We start from the raw sequence: 21,327 nt of genomic DNA on the forward strand, positions 1-21,327 counted from the left end.
CGGGTGAGCGATAAGTCGCCGATCAGTGGGCTGCACGCGGCCACCGCCGAGCTCGACCCCCCGCTCGCGGCGGTCGACATGACCGCCCTGCGCGCCAATGCCGCCGACTTGGTGAGCCGCGCCCGCGGCGTCCCGATCCGGGTGGCCAGTAAATCCGTGCGCTGTCGCGCGGTTCTGGAAGAAGTGCTGGGCCCCAAGCTCACCGCGTCCGGTGGCTTCGCCGGAGTCATGGGTTACTCACTGCGCGAAGCCATCTGGCTGGTTCGCGAGGGTGCGCGCGACGTGCTGCTCGGCTATCCCACCGCCGACCGCCAGGCGCTGGCCGAGCTCGCCGCCGACCCGCTGCTGCTGGACTCCATCACCCTCATGGTCGACGACATCGGCCAGCTGGATCTGATCCGCGCCGCCGTCGGCAGCGAAAAGGTCGCTCCCCGTGTGTGTCTCGACGTGGATGCCTCCCTGCGCATCGGCCCGCTGCATCTGGGCGTGCGCCGCTCGCCGATCCGCACCCCCGAGCAGGCCGCCGCGCTGGCGAGCGAAACCCGTTCCCGCGGTTTCCGAGTCGTCGGCATGATGACCTACGAGGCGCAGATCGCGGGCCTGCCCGACACCAATCCGGCTGTGCGCCTGGTGAAGAAGCTCTCGGCCGACGAGATCCTGAAGCGCCGCCGCAAGGTGCTGGACGCGATCCGGGCCACGGTCGGTGAGCTGGAGATCGTCAACAGCGGCGGCACCGGCTCCATCGAGGTCAGCATCACCGACCCGGATGTCACCGAGGTGACCGCCGGTTCCGGGCTCTACCTGCCCACGCTGTTCGACGGTTACCGCAATCTGGCCCCGCGCCCGTCGATGTACTTCGCGACCTCCGTGCTGCGGCGGCCCGCACCCGGCATCGCCACCGTCTTCTCCGGCGGCTACATCGCCTCCGGTCCGGCGGGAGCCTCACGGGTCCCGAAACCGGTGTGGCCCTTGGGCTTGAAGCTCATCGGCACCGAAGGCGCGGGTGAGGTGCAGACCCCGCTGACCGGCGCGGACGGGCTGCAGATCGGGGATCGGGTGTGGTTCCGGCACGCCAAGGCGGGCGAGCTCTGCGAGCGTTTCACCGAGGTCCATCTCGTCGACGAGGACGGCCGCCGCACCACCGTGCCCACCTATCGCGGTGAAGGGCACTGCTTCGGCTGACGCGGTTCGGCTGGGGCTAGACCCGGTCGAGCTGTAGCACCGCGGCCAGATCCGAGAGTTCGGCCGCGGTCGCGGGGAGGTACTCGGTCAGCAGCGGTGAGCGCACGATGATCGCCGACCACATGGCGCGCGAGATCGCGCTGGTGAGCCAGTGTCGCGACAGCAGCGCGCCGATGCCGTGCGGCGCGTCGTCCGGCGCGGAGGTGGTCATCGAGACCAGCACCACCGCGGCCTCCCGGCCCTGGAAGTGATCCGGGGTGCCGACCAGCACATCCTCGATCCGGGCCCGCGACAACAGGGTTCGGATGCGCGCCACCTGCGCGTGATACGGGGCCACCACCAGAATGTCGTGCGGGTGCAGGCGCCGCGTGAGTGCCCCGGTGTGCCAGGGCAGGCCGAGCAGCGTGCGCACCTGGCGCACGATTTCCCGCGCCTCCTCGGCGGATTCGGTGCTGTTGCCGTGATGCTCCACCGGCACCGTGCGCACGCCCGGCGGGATCCCGTCGAGTTCCCTTGCCAGGGTGACGGTTTCGTTGGAGCGCAACCGATTGTCGTAGCGCAGCCGCGACACCGGGCCGCACATGCGCGGATGCATGCGCCAGGTGCGGTCGAGGAAGTAGCCATACGCGGCGGGCAGGGTGCGGTGGCCGCCGAGCAGGCGGCCCAGCACGGATTCGGCGATGGGTTCGGGATGGGTGCCGCGCGCGTGCGGCGGCGCGGGATCGCCGACCAGCAGCAGATTGCGGGCGGCCACCGCCACCGCGGTCGCCTCGGCGAGCGGGAACTTCCCGGCGTCCACGATGACCAGCAGGTCCAGGCTCGCGCGGGCGATGCGCTCGGGATCGGCGAAATCGCTCGAAAGTCCGCCCACCACACAGCCGTTCACGGCATTGTCGAGAAAACGCGGATAGCGCGACGCCTCGATCGGCAGCCATTCCGACGCCACCGAGCGGGCATCGGCCTTGGCCACCAGTTCGGGGAGCACGCCGACCTGCACCACGGCGTCCAGCACGTGCTCGACCACCTGGTGCGAGCGGGCGATCACGCCGACGCGCCACTTGTACCGGGTGACAAGCCTTTCCACGGCGCGGGCGGTGGTGTCGGTCTTGCCGGTGCCGGGCGGGCCCTGCACCGCCACATACGAATTGTCGAGGCCGAGCACGGCCGCGGTGACGGCGGCGGCGTGATCGCCGAACACCTCCGGCAGCGCGCCACCGGTGCGCAGCCGCGGCGCGCGGCGGCACAGGATGTCGAAGATGGCGGTCTCGGGCACCTGCGGCAGCGTCACCAGCAGCTGATGTGCGGTGTCCTCCAAGGCTTCCGACAGGTGGATGTCGAGGCCCGGCGGGCCCGGCGCAATGGCGGTGGGTAGCTCGGCGTAGGGCGCACAGCCATCCGGCAGCGTCTCCACGACGCGCACCACGTCCTCGAAGTTGGTGTCCAGTGCGCAGCCGAGCACGGTGGCGTGCGCGGTCGCGCGCAGCCCGGGGATCGCGTCCATACCGGGCACGGCCCGGTCGTAGAGGGTGAGCACCGGGGTGCCGGGCGGGGGTGCGTTGCCGGTGCCGAGCCGTCCGACGAGGGTCAGGTAGCGGCGCAGCGGCTGCTGTCCGGTGCCGTGCCAGTCGGTGTCCACGGAGCCGGAGTCCGCGACGAGAACGCCTGCGGTGTCGGCCCATTCGGCCAGCGGGTGATCGAGCCGGTCGTCGTGCGCCCAGCGCAGCGGGCGGCGTTCGCGACGGTGGTAGCCCAGCGCGGCCGCCGCCAGTCCGGCCGCCTCCTGGGCGGGCCCGCGCTCGTGGTCGTCGCTCTCGGCGAATTCCCGCAGCGCGGCTTCGATCTCGTCCGGCCCGGTCTCGGCGTAGTCGTAGGACCAGCGCCGCTCCGGCCGCACCTGATGCTCGGCGGCCAGCTCCAGCAGCCAATCTCGCAGGCGCAGCACGGCTTCCGCCCCGCCGTCGCTCTCCTCCTGATTGGGCGGCAACTGATGCAGGTCGTAGGACCGCTCACCGACCACCAGGGCGGCCCGCACCACCGGATACAGATCCATCAGCGCGGGCAGCAACTCCGCGACCACATCCTCACCCTCGGAATCACGCTCACCGATCCCGTTCAACAGCGCCCGCAGATCACCCCGATAGTGATGGATCCGCAACTCCGGACAGTCCCGCTGCCGCCGTACCAGGAACTCGAGCAGCGCGTCCGCGTCATCGTGATGCCGCGCGACCCGCGCGCCGGTCGCACCGTCACGGTCCTCGGCGCGAATCACGAAGGTGTGCTCGACCTTCGGCAGCGCCGGCGTCGGGACAAAGCCCAACGCGACGGTCCCGGCCTCGGGCCCGGGCATCGTGGTGGCCACGGTCGCTCCGCTGGCACTGGGCGCGTCGGCACCGGAGCGCGGTGCCGGACCGTTGATCTCGGCGCGACCGTCGGCTGCCGAACCGAAGTTCGGTGCGTCCGGACCGTTCTCGGGGCCGGGCATCGCGACGGCCCCGTGGTCGGCCGGGTCGCCACCGGAACACGTTGCCGCAGCGTCGATTTCGGTGAGTCTGTCGGCCGTCGACCCGAATCCTGGTGCGGTCGTGCCGGTGCCGGACCACAGGTCGGCTGTGCCCGGTGAGGTAGCGCGTGCTGCACCGGTTCGGATATGGACGATGAGATCGCCTGTGTTGCAGGTGATTCCGGCGGGGGCGCGGGTGATCGCGGCGGGTGCGGGGGCGGTGGTGACGCTCACGAACAGGTCGCCGGGGGTGGGGGCGGGCAGTGCCACCAGGGCGGTCGGGTCGATGAGGGCGTGGACCGGGCGGGCGGTGCGTTCGCGCAGGATCTGGACCTCGGCCTGGCGGCGCAGGGTGGTGAGGGTGGCGGCGGGAATGCCGGTGACCGTGGCGTCGGTGACGGCCAGCCGGTCGAGGGTGGTGATGCCGGCGTCGCGCAGGTGGGCGCGGGTGGCCGGGCGCATTCCCGCCACCAGTAGCAGGTCGCGGCGGGTTTCGAGTTCGGCGGTGCAGGTGGGGCAGTGGCCGCAGGCCAGGAATCGCCGATCGCCCCACTGCACCGGCAGTAGTTCGCCGAGTTTGGTGTCCACGATCAGGTTCAGTCGCGACCGCCGCGCCTGGTACACCACCGCCATATCGGCCAGCGGATGGGTGTGCGGGACGCCGTCCTCCCAGATCCGCGCGTGTGGTGCGGCCCGGAATCCGTTGCCGCGCAAGGCCTCCGCCATGGCGGTCAAGCCCAACAGGGTGGCGATCCGGTGGCGTCGCCCGGCCACCCCGGTCACCACGTAGTCGTGGGTCTCGGGCGAATGCTCCCGGGTCAGGAACGCACAGCGGGCCGCGAAGTCGCCGTCCAGCACGACGGCCCCGGCCACCGCCTCCGCGTCCGCGCGTAGCGCCGCCAGCGTTTCGGTGTGTGCGGCCCGCACTCCGGTCAGGGCCGCGTCGCGCAGCTCCTCCGTGATCACCGCGGTCGGCCTTGCGGTCGCGGTCGTCGCCTCGCCCAGCGCGGACGCGGCGGGCGGGGATAGCCGGACGCGGGTGACCGCCGCACCGTAGCGGTCGCGCAGATCGGCCAGGCGGTGCTCGACGGCCGGGTCCGGGGCACGGTTCAGCGCACCGGGGGACCGGTCCTCGACCGGCGCCACCAGTCCCAGTTCGGCATCGAGCGCGCGCAGCAGCGCGAACTCACAGCGCGCCGCCGTCACCAGGTCACCGGTGCTGCACACGACACGATCACCGAACAGCATCAATCGCGGCCCTCCTGTGCCTCTCCTCCGCCGACACCCGCCCCCGGCCGGGAACAATTCCGCGCGCGACAGTGCGCGCGTGGCCGAGTCGCGCCATAGCGTAATGACTGGGGGCGATGTGATGTGCCGCCAGGTACGGCCCGCGCGCCCCGCCGCCCCGGCCGCGGCCCGCCCACGTCAGCGCGCGTTTGCGGGCGGTGTTGGGAGACAACGCGACTCGCGCGCCGCGTCGGCTCCGGCCGCGGTCGCGGGGCCGGTCGGACGCGAGAATTCGGATCGCGATGTCGGCGTGTCGCCCCTAGTGTGGACAGGTCGAAGGGAGTCATCCGTGCAGAACGGTGAACCGAGCCGTACCGCCCTGGGCGCAGCCCGCTACCGCGCCGACCATCAGAAACTGGACGGTGCCAGCATTTTCCGGGATCCACTGGCCGAAGCGGTGATCGAGTCCGCCGGTGCTTCGGCAGACCGGCTGCTCCCCTCCGGTGCCATGGACGAGACCGCGCGTCGCCGCATGCGGCTGTTCATCGCCGCCCGCTCCCGCTTCACCGAGGACGCGCTGGCCACGGCCTACCGCGCGGGCGTGCGCCAGGCGGTCATCCTCGGCGCCGGACTGGACACCTTCGCCTACCGCAATCCGCATTCCGGGCTGCGGGTCTTCGAGGTCGACCACCCCGACACCCAAGCCTGGAAGCGTCGGGTGCTGGCCGAGACCGGCATCGGGATTCCGCCGTCGGTGAGCTACCTGGGTGTCGACTTCGAAGTCGACACCCTCGAAAACGCCCTGGCCACCAGTGATTTCGATGCCGAGCGACCGGCCTTCGTGATCTGGCTGGGCGTCACCATCTACCTCACCCGCCCCGCCATCGCCGCCACCCTCCGTACCGTCGGCGGTCTCGCGCCCGGCAGCGAGCTGGTCTTCGACTACGGCGTCCCGGTCCCGGCGCTGAGCCCCGAAGAGCAGGCCGCCGCCGATGAGCGCGCGCGCCGCCTGGCCGCCATCGGGGAACGCTGGATCAGCCGCTTCACCCCCGAGGAGATCGCGGTGGAGTTGAAACAGGCGAATCTCGAGGTGGTCGAGGACCTCGGCCCCGCGGCCACCTCCACCCGCTACCTGGGCACGGCGCCCGGTCCGGAACGGAACGGCCCGCACATCATGCACGCGGCCGTGCACTGAGCCGATCCCGGCGCCGCGATCTTGGTCGGCGCCGGGTTCGCTAACTACTCGCCAGTCGCCTGATCGGAGCTCCCCCACAACCCGCGCCGGTCTGTCACAATCGCCCGATGCTTTACCTCGCGGGCGCTCGCGGCCGCCTTCACTACCGTCGATGGCAGCTCGACAACGCGCACTCCGTGCTGGCCCTATTGCCCGGAATCGGCCAGCACAGCGCGCACTATCACCGGTTCGCCCGGGCGCTGGCCGCCCACGGTGTCGAACTCTGGGCCCTGGACACTTCCGGGCACGGGCTCAGCGAAGGGGACCCGGAGCGGCCCGGCACCATCCACGAACTAGCGGCCGATGCCAGGTTGTTCCTGGATCGGGTGCACGCCGAGTCGAATTCGGCGCCGTTCCTGATGGGGCACTCGCTGGGCGCGGCCACCACGCTGGCCGTGTTGCGGGAATCCGAGCCGGGCGAGTTCGCCGGGCTGGTGCTGTCGGGAACGCCGAAGGCGGTGCTGGAGGGCCGCTCGCCCAAGTCCGCCCGCGGCGCCGGGGGACCGGATCCGGTTCGCGCCCACGGCAATTCCCGTTCGCGGGCCGCGCTGGCCACCGAGCAGTCCTCCGACTGGCCGGGCCCCCGGCTGCCCGAGGACCTGTCGGTGCTGATCGTGCACGGTGAGGACGACCGCCGGGCCCCGGTGGACCCGGTCCGGGACTGGGCGGCGCAGGTCGACGCGCGCTTCCACCCCTTCCCGAACGCCGGTCACGACCTGCTGCACGAGCCGGTGCACGCCGAGGTCACCGCCGAGATCATCGGATTCGTGCACGCCCACTCGCTGGTCTGAGCGCGGCGACACCGCAAGGGCAGCACCGAGGTTCACCGATCGGTGGTCTCGGTTCGCTCGTCGGTGGTCTCGGAGTCGGTGGGGTGCAACAACTCCACCACCTCCGCGTCGGAGAGCTGATGAAAGTCGCGGTACGCCCCGCCGACCCCACCCAATGAGGGCGGCACCAGCGGGCACACCACTTCGTCGGTGACCGACCGGATCCGGTGCAGCGCCTCGACCGATGACACCGGCACCGCCACCACGATCCGCCGCGGTTCGTGCCGCCGGGCGATCTCACAGGCGGCGGCCACGGTTGCGCCGGTGGCCATCCCGTCGTCCACGATCACCACGGTCCGATCCTTCAACGGAATCGGCGGCTGGGCCCGCAGCACCCGGCGGCGTCGTTCCAGTTCGATCCGCTCGAGGTCCTCGACGGCCGCCAGTTGCTCGGGCGTCACCTCGCTGTGCCGCATGACGTCGCGGTTGAGTACCCGCACGTCGTCCTCACCGATGGCCCCCATGGCCAGTTCCGGCTGCCACGGCACTCCGAGCTTGCGCACCAGCAGCACATCCAGATCCCCGCCGATCACCTCGCGCACCGCCACGGCCACCGGAACCCCGCCGCGCGGCAGCCCCAGCACCAGAGGATCCGCCACTCGCAGGTGCCCCAGCAGCTCACCCAGCGCGTGTCCGGCGGCCCCCCGATCCGGATAGATCATTGCTCCTCAGTCTAGTTGCGCGGGGTGCCGCGCCGGGTGCCTTACTCCCCGCGGATGGTGTATCGGCGCAGCGCCAGGCTGGGATTGGTGGTGCGGACCTCGCCGAGGTGGGTCAGGTCGATGCGGGCGGTGGCGATGCCGGGCTGGTCGCCGAGTTCGGCCAGCACCGCGCCAGTGGGGGAGACGATCATCGAGGCGCCGGAGCCGCGCGGGGCGGCCTGGTCGGCGGCGGCCACGTACATGGTGTTCTCGATGGCGCGGGCGCGCAGCAGGGTGGTCCACTGATCGACCTTGCCGGGACCGGGAATCCACTGCGCGGGCAGCAGCAGCACGTGCGCGCCGGCGGCGGCGAGCCGCCGGATGCCTTCGGGGAAGCGCAGATCGAAGCAGGTCTGCAGGCCGAAGACGACCCCGTCGACGGTGAAGGTCTGGCACTGGTCGAGCGGGCCCGCGATGAGCAGATCGGATTCGCGGGAGCCGAAGGCGTCGTAGAGGTGCACCTTGCGGTAGACGGTGGCGAACGAGGCGTCGGGGGTGGCGACGACCAGGGTGTTGTAGACGTGCCCCGCGGGCTGGTCCGGCCCGCCGGATTCGACGACCCCGGCCACCACGTGCACCCCGAATTCGGCTGCGATGCCGCGCAATCCGGTGACGAACGGGCCGGTCAGCGGTTCGGCGGCGGCCAGCACCCGGTCGTCGAGGCGTTTGGTGGCGAACATCGAGTACTCGGGCGCGACCACCACCTTCGCTCCGAGTTCGCCAGCGGCCTTGACGGCCGCGCGCAGGGCGGTGAGATTGGCCACGGTGTCGGTGTACGGATCGAACTGCACCACCGCCACGTCGACGCTCCCGGCGGCGGCCGACCCGTCGGGGAGATCCGCCTCGGCCGCGGGCTCGTGCACCGCGGTCGCCACGCCGCTCGAGCTGCCCGGTTCGCTGGTGGCCAGGGTTCCGGTGACGTAGTTGCGGACCGGGGCGGGTTCGGTATTACCCAGCCCGGAGGGCGAGATCGGGGGTGTCGTGACGGAGGGCGCGGGCGAGTTGTCCGGATGCACGACTCTCAGGGTATTCACCCGATGGTCAAGCCCGCAGCTAGCAGGCAGTAAAATCCCTGGCAATGAGTACCTCACCGGCCGACAGCGTTCCCACTGACGACGAGAGGGACGTTTCCGGCCCGTCCTTCGCCGATCTCGGCCTCGATGAGCGCATTCTGCGCGCCATCGCGGATGTCGGCTACGAATCGCCGTCGCCCATCCAGGCAGCGACGATTCCGCCGCTGCTGGAGGGCCACGACGTGGTGGGTCTGGCCCAGACCGGTACCGGTAAGACGGCCGCGTTCGCGATTCCCGTGCTCCAGGGCTTGAACGAGACCGGCAAGGCGCCGAAGGCGCTGGTGCTGGCCCCGACTCGCGAACTGGCCATCCAGGTGGCGGAGGCGTTCGGCCGGTACGCCACCCACATGCCCGGAGTGCACGTGCTGCCCATCTACGGCGGGCAGAACTATGCGGTCCAGCTGTCGGGTCTGCGGCGTGGCGCCCAGGTGGTGGTCGGCACCCCGGGTCGCGTCATCGATCACCTCGAGCGCGGCACCCTCGATCTCACCGAGCTGCAGTACCTGGTGCTCGACGAGGCCGACGAGATGCTCAAGATGGGCTTCCAGGAGGACGTGGAACGCATCCTGCGCGACACGCCCGCCGACAAGCAGGTCGCGCTGTTCTCGGCCACCATGCCGACGGCGATCCGCAAGATCTCCAAGCAGTACCTGAAGGAACCGGTCGAGATCACGGTCAAGACCAAGACCTCCACCAACACCAACATCACCCAGCGCTGGGTGCTGGTGTCCTACCAGCGCAAGCTGGACGCGCTGACCCGCATCCTCGAGGTCGAGCCCTTCGAGGCGATGATCATCTTCGTGCGCACCAAGCAGGCCACCGAAGAACTGGCCGAAAAGCTGCGCGCGCGGGGGTATTCCGCGGCCGCCATCAACGGCGACATCGCGCAGGCGCAGCGTGAGCGCACCATCGGCCAGCTCAAGTCGGGCGTGCTCGACATCCTGGTCGCCACCGACGTGGCCGCCCGCGGCCTGGACGTGGAACGCATTTCGCACGTCGTGAACTACGACATCCCGCACGACACCGAGTCCTACGTGCACCGCATCGGCCGCACCGGCCGCGCGGGCCGTTCCGGTGATGCGCTGCTGTTCGTGGCCCCGCGTGAGCGCCGGCTGCTCGACGCCATCGAGCGGGCCACGCGTCAGCAGGTCACCGAGATGCAGCTGCCGAGTGTGGACGACGTGAACGCGCAGCGTGTCACCAAGTTCCACGACGCCATCACCGAGAACCTGAACTCGGACAATGTGCCGCTGTTCCGCAAGCTCATCGAGGAATACGAGCGCGAGCACAACATTCCGCTGGTGGACATTGCCGCGGCGCTCGCGGTCGGCGGCCACGAGGGCGACACCTTCTTCATGGAGCCCGATCCGGAGCCCGCCCCGCGCGAGCGTCGCGAGCGTGACCGGGACCGTGCGCCCCGCGGCTTCGACGAGCGCGGACCGCGTGAGCGCCGCGAGCCGTCGCAGCACCGCCAGACCGGTGCGGAGCTGGCCACCTACCGGATCTCGGTGGGCAAGCGGCACAAGGTCGCGCCGGGCGCGATCGTGGGCGCCATCGCCAATGAGGGCGGCCTGCGCCGCAGCGACTTCGGGCATATCAGCATCCGCCCGGACCACTCGCTGGTGGAGCTGCCCGCGGACCTGTCGGACGAGACGCTGAATGCCTTGAGCCGCACCCGGATCAGCGGTCAGCTGATCCAGCTGCAGCTGGATCAGGGTGCGCCGGGTGCGCGTTCCATGAGCCGTGGCGCTCCGCGTCGCGAGTTCCGCGACAGCAAGCCGCGTTTCGAGCGCCGCAAGCCGCGCTCGTAATCAGGATCTGAAAACCACGAACGCCCGCATCCGGAAGGGATGCGGGCGTTCGTGTTTCGAGAGCTAGTTGGCGGGAGCGCCGGAACCGGCGTCCGGGGCCTGCGCCGGGGTGGGATCGGTGGCGGCCGGTGCGCCGGAACCGGCGTCGGGAGCCTGGGCCGGGGTGGTGGGCGTGGCCGGAGTGGTCGGTGCGGCCGGGGTGGTCGGCGTCGACGTGCCCGGGGCGGAGCCGTCCGGCTTCGGGGCGTCCGGCGTGACCTGCTGCGCGGGCGGGATGTCGCTCACCGAGAACAGGCCGACGGTCGGCAGCACGACGCAGCGCGCGTTCGGGTAGTCGATGGTGCCCCACAGCGAGGCGATGACGTTGCCCGCGCCGGTGTCGGCGGACTTGGAGAGCGCGGGGAGGTTGTACTCGGTCTGGTCGTCGAGCGGCATGATGCCGCTGCGGCCGTTGTTCACGTTCAGCCAGGCCACGCTCAGCCCGGAGGCGAGCGGAAAACCGTTCTGCTGGGCCATCACCTGGAAGCTGACCGTGCCGCCGGGCAGCGAGACCGCGCCGTTCTGGGTGGAGACCCCGGTGACGGCCATGGCCTGGGTGAGGCTGAACGGCATATTGAAACCGCAGCCCAGCGTCGGCGCCTGATACGAAAACGGCGTGAACAGCACGTTTTCCAGCTTCGCGGCGGTGACCAGGTCGGAGGCCCGGGCGATGTTCGCGATGGCGGTCTTGCCCGCGACATTGTCGCCGACGGCCTGGGTGAGCTGGTCGATGCCGAGTTGCGCCGGGGTCTTCGGCTGGTCGGCGCCGGGAGCGGCCAGAGCCGTGGCGCCCGCGCCCAGGGTGGCTGCGGCAGTTAGGGCGGCGACCGCCAGGCCGCGCCGGGACAGGGTCCAACCGTTCACTCGTGCTGCTCCTGCATCGGTACCGGATTTCCCCGCAACGTACCAGGCTTGCTCGAGAGTCGCGCCGCCGAGGCGTCTGCTTGGTGTGATCCGGCCGACACCCAATTCATTACCGAGGGGTAAGTTTATTGGCGACATCACAGCGACGCTCGGGAGAAGCAATGAAGCTGGCCCTATCACCCGATGAGGTGAAATTCCGGGACGAACTGCGCGAGTTCTACCGGACCAAGATCCCGGCGGAGATCCGTGACCGCGTCAAGTACGGTCTCGAGCTCTCTCGCGATGACATCGTCACCACCCACCAAATCCTCAACGAGAACGGCCTGGCCGTCACCAAGTGGCCGGTGGCCTGGGGTGGCCGCGACTGGACGCCCATGCAACGCCACCTCTGGGAAGACGAGATGCAGCTGGCCTCGGTGCCGGAGCCGCTCACCTTCAATGCCCAGATGATCGGCCCGGTCATCGCCCAGTTCGGTTCCGAGGAGCTCAAGGCGCGCTTCCTGCCGCCGACCGCCAACCTCGACATCTGGTGGTGCCAGGGCTTTTCCGAGCCGGACGCTGGTTCGGACCTGGCCTCGCTGCGCACCACCGCGGTCCGCGACGGTGACTCCTACATCGTCAACGGCCAGAAGATCTGGACCACGCTGGCCCAGTACGCCGACTGGATCTTCTGCCTGGTGCGCACCGACCCGACGGTCAAGAAGCAGGCCGGCATCTCGCTGCTGCTCTTCGATGTGAAGACGCCCGGCGTCACCATCCGCCCGATCAAGCTCATCGACGGCCATCACGAGGTCAACGAGGTCTTCTTCGAGAACGTGCGGGTGCCCGCCGATCAGCTGGTCGGCGAGGAGAACATGGGCTGGACCTACGCCAAGTTCCTGCTCGGCAACGAGCGCACCGGCATCACCGGTGTGGGCCGCACCAAGGTCAAGCTGGGTGTCGCGAAAGAGTATGCGGCGCAGATCCGTTCGGGCAGCGGGACGCTGCTCGAGGATCCGGTGTTCGCCGCCCGGGTCGCCGAGATCGAGAACGAGCTGTTGGCGCTGGAACTGACGCTGGTGCGCGTGGTGTCGAATTCCACCGGGGACAAGCCGAATCCGGCGTCCTCGGTGCTGAAGCTGCGTGGCTCGGAGCTGCAGCAGGCCGCGACCGAGCTGCTGCTCGACATCGCCGGGCCCGACGCGCTGCCGGTGGGTGCCGACGATATCGCCGCGCCCGGCTGGGCGCAGCGCAGCGGTCCCACGTACCTCAACTACCGCAAGACCACCATCTATGGAGGCTCCAGCGAGGTGCAGCGCACCATCATCGCCTCCACCATCCTCGGATTGTGAGCCGCCGCCATGGATTTCGAACTCACCGATGAACAGGTCATGCTGCGCGATACGGTCCGGGACCTGCTGGGCCGCGCCTACGACCCGGAAACGCGCCTGAAGGTCATCGACACCGATCTCGGCTGGAGCCGCGACGTGTGGCGGCAGTTGGCCGAATTGGGTGTCCTGGGACTGCCTTTCGACGAGGAAGACGGCGGCGTCGGCGCCGGGCCCGTCGAGACCATGGTGGTCATGGAGGAGATCGGCCGCCGCAACGCGCCCGAACCCTACCTCGACGCCGTGCTGGTGCCGGGCGGCCTGGTGGCGGATGCCGCGACCGCCGAGCAGCGGCAGCGGGTGCTGTCGGCGCTGACTGCGGGGGAGACCCTGCTGGCGTTCGCGCACGACGAGCCCGGTACCCGTTGGCCCGCAACCGAACTCGGCACCACGGCCGTTCTCGACGGTGACGGCTACCGGCTGAGCGGCGTCAAGAACCCGGTGCCGCACGGTGATTGCGCCGACCAGTTGGTGGTCAGCGCCGCGCTGCCGGGTGGTGGCCTCGGGCTGTTCCTGATTGCCGCCGACGCCGACGGTGTCACCCGCACCCCGTACCGCACTTTCGACGGGCGGCGTGGGGCGCAGATCGAATTCGCTTCCGCCGCAGCCGAACTCCTCGGCGACGGCGGCGACGCCCAGCCGGTGGTGGAGTCGGTGACGGTGGCCGCGCAGGCCAGCCTGTGCGCGGAATCTGTGGGCGCGATGGAGGAATCGCTGCGCCTGACCACCGAATACCTGAAGACGCGCAAGCAGTTCGGTGTCACGCTGTCGAAGTTCCAGTCCCTCACCCAGCGGGCCGCGAACATGTACGTCTCACTGGAACTGGCCCGCAGCATGAGCCTCTACGCCACCGCCGCGGTGGCCGACGGCTCCGCCGACCGGGTGGCCGCCTCCCGCGCCCGCCTCCAGGTCGGCCGCTCGGGTCGCCACATCGGCCAGGAGGCCATCCAGATGCACGGCGGCATCGGCATCACCACCGAATACCCGGTCAGCCACTACGTGGCCCGCCTCACCGCCATTGCCCGCACCCTGGGCAGCGACCTCGAGCACCTGCGCGTACTCACCGATCGCGTGGGTGACTACACCCTCGTCGAGTTCTGATCCCGACCCGCACCCCGCGCGACAGTGCGCGCGGGGTGCGGAGTGGTTCGACTATTTCGATTCGGAGGCAACGGATCTCGCTCCGGCCGAGGCGATGAGCGAGCGGCGTCAGTTGTCCGAGGCGGCGTGATCGGTGGTCGGGACCGTGGTCTCCGGCACTGTCGTGGCCGGGGGTTCCGTTGTGGGCCGCGGGGTTTCGGTGGTCGGCCGGGGGGTGGTGGTCGGGCGCGACGGGGTGGTTCGGGTGCTCGCGCTCGGGTCGGCGGCCGGGTCGTCCGGGGTGCCGGTGATGGTGGAGATGGGGGCGTGCCGGGACGGCATGTCGGCGGCCACGCGCCAGGAGGGGGACGGCGGGATCACCACGGCCGGGGTGGCGGTGGTGCTGCTCTTGGTCGAAGTCTCCGGGGCCGCTTGCAGATCCGCGTTGATCGGCGGGGGCGGGATGTAGGTGTCGTTGTGGCCGATGCCGCACGCACCGAGCAAGATCAGTCCGGCCGAGACGACGCCGACGGCCGCGGCGGCACCCACCACGGGCTTGGGCAGGTGACGCAGCGGGGTGACCGTGCGCTCGTCCGCGCCGGCGTTGCTGCCGTCCATTGGTGGCACTCCTGTTTCGTGTCGAGTGGGCTCACCTTAACGGAGGCTGTGGGGTACGGCCAGGCGGGTGGTCGGTTCGATAACGCGACGGCGCGGGCCATTCCTAATGCCTCGGTAATATCTCAAACAGCCATGATTCGGATTACGAATTAGTAAAGTCGGCGCGTTTCGCGCACGTGTCGTCTGGACTTTCCGTTGCCGAGCCGTAATGTGTGTCCAAAGTTACACGTGAGACGCTCGAAATTAGCCGAGGGACGCGCCGAAGTATCGCGAGACCCGGCGGGCGTCATCGAGGAGTGGATGATGGGTGCATTCTCGACATCTCCGCTGCGCGCATCGGTGCGCTCGGGAGAGCCCGCGGCCCCGGGGGCCCAACGGGTGTCGGCAATCCTGTCCCGTGTCGTGGCCTGGCTGATCTTCCTGGGTGGACTGGTCGGCGCGGTGCTCGGCATCGCCGGACTACGCGTCGAAATCACCGTCGCGGGACTCATTCTGGCCTGTACCGCCGGACTTGTTTTGCTCAAACTGCGCGCCGACGCACAAGCTGGCTAATTTCCCGCGAATTATTCGTTCGCGCCGATTACCCAGGCGAAAGCCTCGGCTTTTGAATGCGCGCCCTCGATTGTGCGGGAACGATTAGGTTCGCCGAGTTCCGTCAGCAAATCACCGGATATCTTTGCCAACTCCGACAATGCGGACGGCGTAAACCATTCCGGGCGGGTGGCGAACAACAGATCCTCACTCGAGGTATTGCCGGATGCGCCCGGTGCGAACGGGCAGCCGCCCAGTCCGCCGAGCGAACCGTCCACCACCGCCGCGCCCGCCGCCAGCGCGGCCAGCGAATTCGCCACCCCCATGCCCCAGGTGTCATGGCCGTGGAAGACGATGCGGCGCTGCGGTGTGCCCCACCGCCCGGTCGCGGCCACCGCACCGATGAGCGCGCCGACCTCACCCGGATACGCCTGGCCCAGGGTGTCGGCGATGACGATGTCGGCCGACCCCTCCGCGCGCGGATCGGCCGCGATGGCCAGCACCCGCGCCGGATCCACCGGTCCGTCGAACGGGCAGGTGAAAGCCGTTGCGAGGCACAGTTGAATGCGCCCGCCCGCCTCCTGGGCGATTCGCACGGCCTCCGGCATGGCGGCCAGGCTGGCCTCGGTGTCGCGCCCGATATTGGCCCGGTTGTGCGCGTCCGACACCGAGAAGCAGTACTGGAAGTTGCGCACCCCCGCCTCGGCCGCGCGGGCCACGTGCCGGGGCGTGGCGACCCACACCCAGCAGCGTTCCAGCTCCTCGGGCGTCAGCCGGGCCACCAGGTCGAGGGTATTGGCCATGGGCGGCACCAGCTCCGGTCGCGCCATGGACCCGATCTCCAGCTCCGGCACGCCCAGCGCCAGCAGGCGGCGCGCGATCTCCACCTTGCGCTCGGTGTCGAGCACCTTGCCGGTCAACTGCAGGCCGTCGCGCAGGGTCACATCCCGCAAAATCATGAGTTCGCCTCCAGCGCATCGATGTCGGCGGCGGTCATGCCGAGCAGTCCGGACAGGACTTCGTGGGTGTGCTCGCCGAGGTCGGGGCCGACATTGCGGATCGGCAGGGACTGCCCGCCGATGACCGGCACGATGCCGGGGAAGCCGACCACCTTCGGTTCCGCCTCGCCCACGTCGACCGGGAAGGGCTGGATCATGTTGCGCGCCCGGTACTGCTCGTCGGTGACGATGTCGGCGGCGGTGTAGATGGGACCGCACGGAATGGCGGCCGCCTCCAAGACCTGCAGCGCCTCGTCGCGGGTGCGCAGCCGGGACCAGTCGGCGATGGCGGCGTCCAGCCGTTCGCGGTTGTTCCAGCGGCCCGCGTTGTCCTGGAGTTCCGGGTCGGCGGCCAGGTCCGGGCGCTCGATGACCTGCATGTAGCGCTGGAAGATGGCATCGCCGTTGCCGCCGATGATGATGCTGTAGCCGTCGCTGGTCGGGTAGGCATTGCTGGGCGCGATGCCCTCCATGCGCCCGCCGACCCGCTCGCGATTGATGCCGTAGGCAAGATAGTCGGGCACCAGCGATTCCATCACCGACAGGATGGACTCGTTGAGCGCCACGTCGATGATGCGCTGCTCCAAGGGAACCCGGGTCACCCGCTCGCGCTGGAACAGTGCCATGACGGTCCCGAAGGCCGCGTAGATGCCCGCGATGGAATCGCCGATGGACACGCCCACCCGCACCGGCGGCCGATCCGGATCGCCGACCAGTTCCCGCAGCCCGCCGACCGCCTCGGCCACCGCAGCGAAGCCCGGGCGCTGCGACAGCGGCCCGGTCTGCCCGTAGGCGGAGATCCGGGTGATCACCAGGTTCGGATTGACCTCGTCGAGCACCTCCGGCCCCAGCCCCCACTTCTCGAGCATCCCCGGCCGGAAGTTCTCCAGCAGCACATCGCACTGCTCGATCAGATCCAGCACGATCTTGCGTCCGGCCTCGGTGCGCAGATCCAGCGTGATCGATTTCTTGTTCCGATTGACCGTCCGGTACAGCATCGAGGTATCTCCGCCGTACAGCCGCCAATTCCGCAGCTCATCACCGGTTTTCGGCCGCTCGACCTTGATCACCTCGGCCCCGAAGTCCCCGAGTATCCGCCCGGCCGTCGGCGCCGCGACGTAGTTGCCCAGCTCCAACACCCGCACGCCATCCAGCGGCCGAATCTCCATGCCCCCAGTCTGCCCGATGGGCTTTTCCCGGAAACGGCAAAGCCGGTGCGACGACGAGAGAGGTTGGTGTCGTCGCACCGGCCTTGCCGACCGGTAGTGGGCGAGTGGCAGCACACCTACCGTCGTATCGCGGTCTCCCGCACCGGGATTCAGGCGGCGCGGGGTGCGACCTCCTCGATGATCGAGTAGTGCTCGGCATTGCCGGTGATGATGGTGCTGGGGTTGCCGTGCACGTCGACCGGGACATCGCCCGCCAGGGTGATGCGGGTCAGGCGGCGGGGCTGGCCGTCGTAGTCGTCGATGGCGTAGTGCTGGGTGGCGCGGTTGTCCCAGATCGCGACGTCGCCGAGCTGCCAGTTCCAGCGGGTGGTGTTCTCGAGCTTGGTGACGCGGTTCTGCAGCAGCTGGAAGAGGGCCTGGGATTCGGCGGCGGAGAAGCCGACGAAGTTCTTCACGAAATGGCCCAGCAGCAGGGCGCGTTCGCCGGTCACCGGGTGCACGCGCACGACCGGGTGCTCGGTCTCGTAGTACGTGGACTCGAACTCGTCGCGGTATGCCTTGATATTGGCCGTCACCTGCGAGTTCTCACCGCGCGCCACCTCGGTGCGATCGGCGGCGTAGTCGTAGGCGTTGGTGTGCCGCGCCCGCAGGTTCTCGACCAACGCCTTCAACGGCTCGGGCAGCGAGTCGTAGGCGGCCACGGTGGAGGCCCAGGTGGTCGAGCCGCCGTAGGGCGGCAGGTGCACCGCGCGCAGGATCGACGCCTTCGGAATCCGGTCCACGAAGGTGACATCGGTGTGCCAGCTGTTGGCGCGCCCGTACTCGGAGTCGATGGGCAGCGTCTTGACGCCCTTGGAGGTGACGGTCGGGTGCGGGGTGGTGGGCGCGCCCAGCAGCTGCGCGAACTCGTACTGCCCGTCCTCGGTCAGATGCTCCTGACCGCGGAAGAAGATCACCTTGTGCTTGTGCAGCGCGTCCTGGATGCCCGCGACGGTGACCGAGTCCAGCTCGCCGCCGAGGCGGACGCCGTCGATGCGCGCGCCGATCTTGCTGCCCAGCTGCACGACAGTCAGGTTGGAAGTTGCGTAATCGACGGACATACAAAGCCTTTCGCCCGGATGGAAGGCCCGGATTCGGGCCCCCATCAGGACACCAGCGACCCGCCCGCCGAAACAGGTTCAGGATCAGCCGGATCGAAACGCGCGCGGCCGGATCGAGAAGCGCTAGCCGACGTGCTCGCGCAGGTAAGCCAGGTCGTCGGCGACGCCTTCACCCGGCGTCTCCAGAATCACCGGCGCGTCCGCGGTCCGGCACACCTCCGCCAGCAACTGTGGATCGATGGTCCCGTCCGAGAAATTGGCGTGCCGGTCCGCACCCGAATCGAACGCGTCCCGCGACGAATTCAAATGCACCAGATCGATGCGCCCGGTGATGGCCTTGATCCGCTCCACGATCCCGACCAGATCCTCACCGCCCGCCCAGGCGTGGCAGGTGTCGAGGCAGAACCCGGCCCCGAAGTCGCCGACCGCGTCCCACAGCCTGCCGATATCATCGAAATGCCGTGCCATGGCATGGTTTCCGCCCGCGGTGTTCTCGATCAGGATCGGTACCGCGAATCCGCCCTTGTCCTGCTGGCGCTCGAACAGCTTGCGCCAGTTGACGAATCCCTCCACCATCTCGGCGTCGGAACGGACGTGCCCGCCGTGCACCACCAGCCCGAAGGCCCCGAGCTCGGCGGCGGCCTTGGCCTGCTGCGCCACCGCATTGCGCGAGGGCATGCGCAGCCGATTGTTCAGGCTGGCCACATTGATCTGATAGGACGAATGCACCACCACATCGATCTCGCTGGCCTTGATCTCCTCGGTCAGCGGATGCGGTGTCGGCTTGTCCCAGCTCTGCGGATCCACCACGAACATCTGGATGACGTCGGCCCCGAGCTTCTCGCCGAAGCCGATCGGGTCGCTGTCCATTCGGACGTGAGCTCCAATACGCATGTGGCCAGCCTAGACCCGACCTCCGACAGGGTGAGGGCGGTCACCTGCGACTACAAGCAAACGTTGAGTGTTGCGTTAGCGGGGCTTGCGTAGATAGTTCGGTAAGCCGTGAATCGGCTACAGTTTCGGTGTTTTCGCGTCGGCCCTCGAACGATCACGCCGATTGTCTGTAGTACCTCACGCGCTGGTGGGTCCCGGCACGTGGAGTGGAGAGTGGGAGATCGTCATGCTGTCCGAAGGTGACGTTTTTGCCGAGTATGTCATCGAACGGCAGCTCGGCCGGGGTGGCATGGGTTCGGTGTATCTGGCCAAGCATCCGCGCTTGCCGCGGTTGACGGCGCTCAAGCTGCTGAATCGGGAGATGGTCTTCGACAAGGAGGTCCGGGCCCGTTTCGAGCGCGAGGCCGACCTGGTCTCGCAGCTGGATCACCACAATATTGTCACCGTCTACGACCGTGGGCTCGAGGACGGCCAGCTGTGGATCTCCATGCAGTACATCGACGGCGTCGACGCCGCGAGCGTGACGCCGCAGACGCTGCCGGCGGAGCGGGCCGTGCAGATCGTGGCCGAGACCGCCGACGCCCTGGACTACGCGCACCGCAACGGCGTCCTGCACCGGGATGTGAAGCCCGCCAATATCCTGCTGGCCCGCTCCACCGGCGGTAAGGGCGAGCGGGTGTACCTGACCGACTTCGGCATTGCGCGGCTGCGCGACGACAGCGGTCACCTCACCCAGACCGGGACGTTCACCGCGACCCTCGCCTACGCCTCGCCGGAGCAGCTGACCGGTTCCGCGCTGGACGGCCGCTCCGACCAGTATTCGCTGGCCTGCACCCTGTTCTGGCTGTTCACCGGGCACGGCCCGTTCTCGACCACCAACCCGGCCGCCGTGATCCAGGGCCACCTGCAGAGCCCGCCGCCGCCGGTGAGCAGCGCGCGCCCCGGCCTGCCGCCGAGCCTGGACATGGTGATCGCCAAGGCCATGGCCAAGCGTCCCGAGGACCGCTTCCCCAGCTGCAGCGATTTCGCGGCCGCCGCCCGGCGCGCCCTCGCCCAGCCGAGCGCGCCCGCGATGCCGCTGGTCGGCCGGACCACCCCACCGATGCCGGTGATGCCGCAGCAGCTGACCGGCGGTCAAATGCAAACCGGCATGCCGATGTACACCGGTGGCGCGATGCCGCACCCGCAGACCGGTCCGGCGCAGCCGTATCCCGCTCCGACGCAGGTCAATCCGACGCCGCCGCATCTGACCGCGCCGCCGGCGCACATCAATTCGGCTCCGCAGCAGATGAATCCGGCTCCGGCGCACCTGAATACGGCGCCGCCGAAGCCGGTGACCGGTAACTACACCGCGCGCGGCACCAATCAGTACACGCAGCCGCCGTCCTACGCCTACCAGGCGCCCGCGCAGCCGCAGCGGCCGCCGGTCGCGCCGACCGGCGCGCACCGCTCCGCGCCGCAGAAGTCCAATACCGGCCTGATCATCGGCATTATCGCGGCCGTGGTGGTGCTGATCATCGTGGTGGTCGCGGTGGTGGCGGCCGCGGGTAGCAGCAAGTCCAGCACCACCAAGGGCGCGGATCAGACCTCCGCGGCGGTGGCGCCGGCCGCGGACAAGCAGGTCGACTGGTCGACGGCGGCGCAGGCGTTCCCGAAGTTGTTGCCCGCCACCAAGACCGGCGGTAAGGGCTTCAACGGCGCCACCTGCTGGGTGGCCGATTCCCCGGTGGCCTCCGACGCTACCGACGGCACCCCGGACTTCGGCAAGTACACGGTGCAGTGGCGCTGCTACGGCGGCAGCAACAATGCCGACCCGTTCTACCGGATCTTCGCCTACGGTTCCGCCGCTGACGCGCAGTCGGTGCTGGGCGGCCTGTCGGGCAGCAAGTCGCAGGGCGCCAATGGCGGCAAGTCCTACACCAACTACCAGTTCACCGACGACGATCACCCGCGCCTGGTGACCGCCTTCGCCGGTGACAAGGCCCAGTACGTGATGTACACCGACGGTCTGTCCGGCAGCCTGGACGACGTCCTGAAGTGGTGGAAGAACGCGCCGCTCGCCTGAGGTTGACCTGGGCATATGACAGCCCCGCGCCGGGCACGTAGGGT

The 21,327-nt window shown here is 69.5% G+C and carries 17 protein-coding genes; 8 read left to right on the top strand and 9 right to left on the bottom strand.

Going from position 1 to position 21,327, the window contains the following annotated elements:
* The first annotated feature begins 3 nt into the window (after window positions 1–3).
* Window positions 4–1,182: an amino acid deaminase/aldolase gene (locus ACYVN4_RS02255; protein ID WP_460717528.1), complete on the top strand. Its 1,179-nt coding sequence runs from the start codon at window positions 4–6 to the stop codon at window positions 1,180–1,182.
* Between the two features lie 16 nt (window positions 1,183–1,198).
* Here the strand turns inward: ACYVN4_RS02255 and ACYVN4_RS02260 are convergent, their stop codons facing one another.
* On the bottom strand, window positions 1,199–4,930 hold the full coding sequence (locus ACYVN4_RS02260) for a bifunctional RecB family nuclease/DEAD/DEAH box helicase (RefSeq protein WP_460717529.1): 3,732 nt from the start codon (window positions 4,928–4,930) through the stop codon (window positions 1,199–1,201).
* Between the two features lie 328 nt (window positions 4,931–5,258).
* Between ACYVN4_RS02260 and ACYVN4_RS02265 the strand changes: the two genes are divergently transcribed.
* Together ACYVN4_RS02265 and ACYVN4_RS02270 are read left to right on the top strand one after the other, a co-directional pair.
* Entirely contained in the window at window positions 5,259–6,104 is an 846-nt protein-coding gene (locus ACYVN4_RS02265) for a class I SAM-dependent methyltransferase (protein ID WP_460717530.1), read from the top strand.
* A 107-nt stretch (window positions 6,105–6,211) separates the two neighbouring features.
* Window positions 6,212–6,934 carry an alpha/beta hydrolase gene (locus ACYVN4_RS02270; RefSeq protein WP_460717531.1) on the top strand — a complete coding sequence of 241 codons (723 nt, stop codon included), beginning with the start codon at window positions 6,212–6,214 and terminating at the stop codon, window positions 6,932–6,934.
* Between the two features lie 32 nt (window positions 6,935–6,966).
* Here ACYVN4_RS02270 and ACYVN4_RS02275 read toward each other — a convergent pair whose 3' ends face one another.
* Together ACYVN4_RS02275 and ACYVN4_RS02280 are read right to left on the bottom strand one after the other, a co-directional pair.
* Window positions 6,967–7,635: a phosphoribosyltransferase gene (locus tag ACYVN4_RS02275; protein WP_460717532.1), complete on the bottom strand. Its 669-nt coding sequence runs from the start codon at window positions 7,633–7,635 to the stop codon at window positions 6,967–6,969.
* 41 nt (window positions 7,636–7,676) lie between these two features.
* Entirely contained in the window at window positions 7,677–8,537 is an 861-nt protein-coding gene (locus ACYVN4_RS02280; protein WP_460718333.1) for a carbon-nitrogen hydrolase family protein, read from the bottom strand.
* Window positions 8,538–8,752: 215 nt separating this feature from the next.
* Here ACYVN4_RS02280 and ACYVN4_RS02285 point away from each other — a divergent pair, with 215 nt between their 5' ends.
* Window positions 8,753–10,558, top strand: coding sequence for a DEAD/DEAH box helicase (locus tag ACYVN4_RS02285; RefSeq protein WP_379362429.1), 1,806 nt, complete (start codon window positions 8,753–8,755; stop codon window positions 10,556–10,558).
* A gap of 63 nt (window positions 10,559–10,621) precedes the next feature.
* On the opposite strand, the gene ACYVN4_RS02290 is transcribed toward ACYVN4_RS02285, so the two are convergent.
* Complete coding sequence (locus ACYVN4_RS02290) at window positions 10,622–11,461, bottom strand: hypothetical protein (protein WP_460717533.1); 840 nt, start codon at window positions 11,459–11,461, stop codon at window positions 10,622–10,624.
* A gap of 161 nt (window positions 11,462–11,622) precedes the next feature.
* Here ACYVN4_RS02290 and ACYVN4_RS02295 point away from each other — a divergent pair, with 161 nt between their 5' ends.
* Window positions 11,623–12,792, top strand: coding sequence for an acyl-CoA dehydrogenase family protein (locus tag ACYVN4_RS02295; RefSeq protein ID WP_460717535.1), 1,170 nt, complete (start codon window positions 11,623–11,625; stop codon window positions 12,790–12,792).
* Window positions 12,793–12,801: 9 nt separating this feature from the next.
* The gene (locus ACYVN4_RS02300; protein ID WP_460717536.1) at window positions 12,802–13,929 is read left to right on the top strand and encodes an acyl-CoA dehydrogenase family protein; all 1,128 of its coding nucleotides are present in this window, start codon (window positions 12,802–12,804) and stop codon (window positions 13,927–13,929) included.
* A gap of 108 nt (window positions 13,930–14,037) precedes the next feature.
* Here the strand turns inward: ACYVN4_RS02300 and ACYVN4_RS02305 are convergent, their stop codons facing one another.
* Window positions 14,038–14,526 (bottom strand): hypothetical protein, encoded by a 489-nt coding sequence (locus ACYVN4_RS02305; RefSeq protein ID WP_460717538.1) that lies wholly within the window; start codon window positions 14,524–14,526, stop codon window positions 14,038–14,040.
* Window positions 14,527–14,829: 303 nt separating this feature from the next.
* Here ACYVN4_RS02305 and ACYVN4_RS02310 point away from each other — a divergent pair, with 303 nt between their 5' ends.
* Entirely contained in the window at window positions 14,830–15,078 is a 249-nt protein-coding gene (locus ACYVN4_RS02310) for a hypothetical protein (protein WP_460717539.1), read from the top strand.
* 11 nt (window positions 15,079–15,089) lie between these two features.
* On the opposite strand, the gene ACYVN4_RS02315 is transcribed toward ACYVN4_RS02310, so the two are convergent.
* The 4 genes from ACYVN4_RS02315 to ACYVN4_RS02330 all read right to left on the bottom strand — a co-directional run bounded on the left by ACYVN4_RS02315 (window position 15,090) and on the right by ACYVN4_RS02330 (window position 19,218).
* Window positions 15,090–16,016 (bottom strand): beta/alpha barrel domain-containing protein, encoded by a 927-nt coding sequence (locus ACYVN4_RS02315; RefSeq protein ID WP_460717540.1) that lies wholly within the window; start codon window positions 16,014–16,016, stop codon window positions 15,090–15,092.
* Window positions 16,013–17,224 (bottom strand): CaiB/BaiF CoA transferase family protein, encoded by a 1,212-nt coding sequence (locus tag ACYVN4_RS02320; protein ID WP_460717541.1) that lies wholly within the window; start codon window positions 17,222–17,224, stop codon window positions 16,013–16,015. The genes ACYVN4_RS02315 and ACYVN4_RS02320 overlap by 4 nt, the downstream gene beginning before the upstream one ends.
* Before the next feature lie 149 nt (window positions 17,225–17,373).
* Window positions 17,374–18,324 (bottom strand): TauD/TfdA dioxygenase family protein, encoded by a 951-nt coding sequence (locus ACYVN4_RS02325; protein ID WP_460717542.1) that lies wholly within the window; start codon window positions 18,322–18,324, stop codon window positions 17,374–17,376.
* Window positions 18,325–18,447: 123 nt separating this feature from the next.
* Window positions 18,448–19,218 (bottom strand): deoxyribonuclease IV, encoded by a 771-nt coding sequence (locus ACYVN4_RS02330; protein ID WP_460717543.1) that lies wholly within the window; start codon window positions 19,216–19,218, stop codon window positions 18,448–18,450.
* 163 nt (window positions 19,219–19,381) lie between these two features.
* Between ACYVN4_RS02330 and ACYVN4_RS02335 the strand changes: the two genes are divergently transcribed.
* On the top strand, window positions 19,382–21,283 hold the full coding sequence (locus ACYVN4_RS02335; RefSeq protein WP_460717544.1) for a serine/threonine-protein kinase: 1,902 nt from the start codon (window positions 19,382–19,384) through the stop codon (window positions 21,281–21,283).
* The last annotated feature ends 44 nt before the right edge of the window (window positions 21,284–21,327 follow it).

It is taken from the genome of Nocardia heshunensis (genome assembly GCF_054782115.1).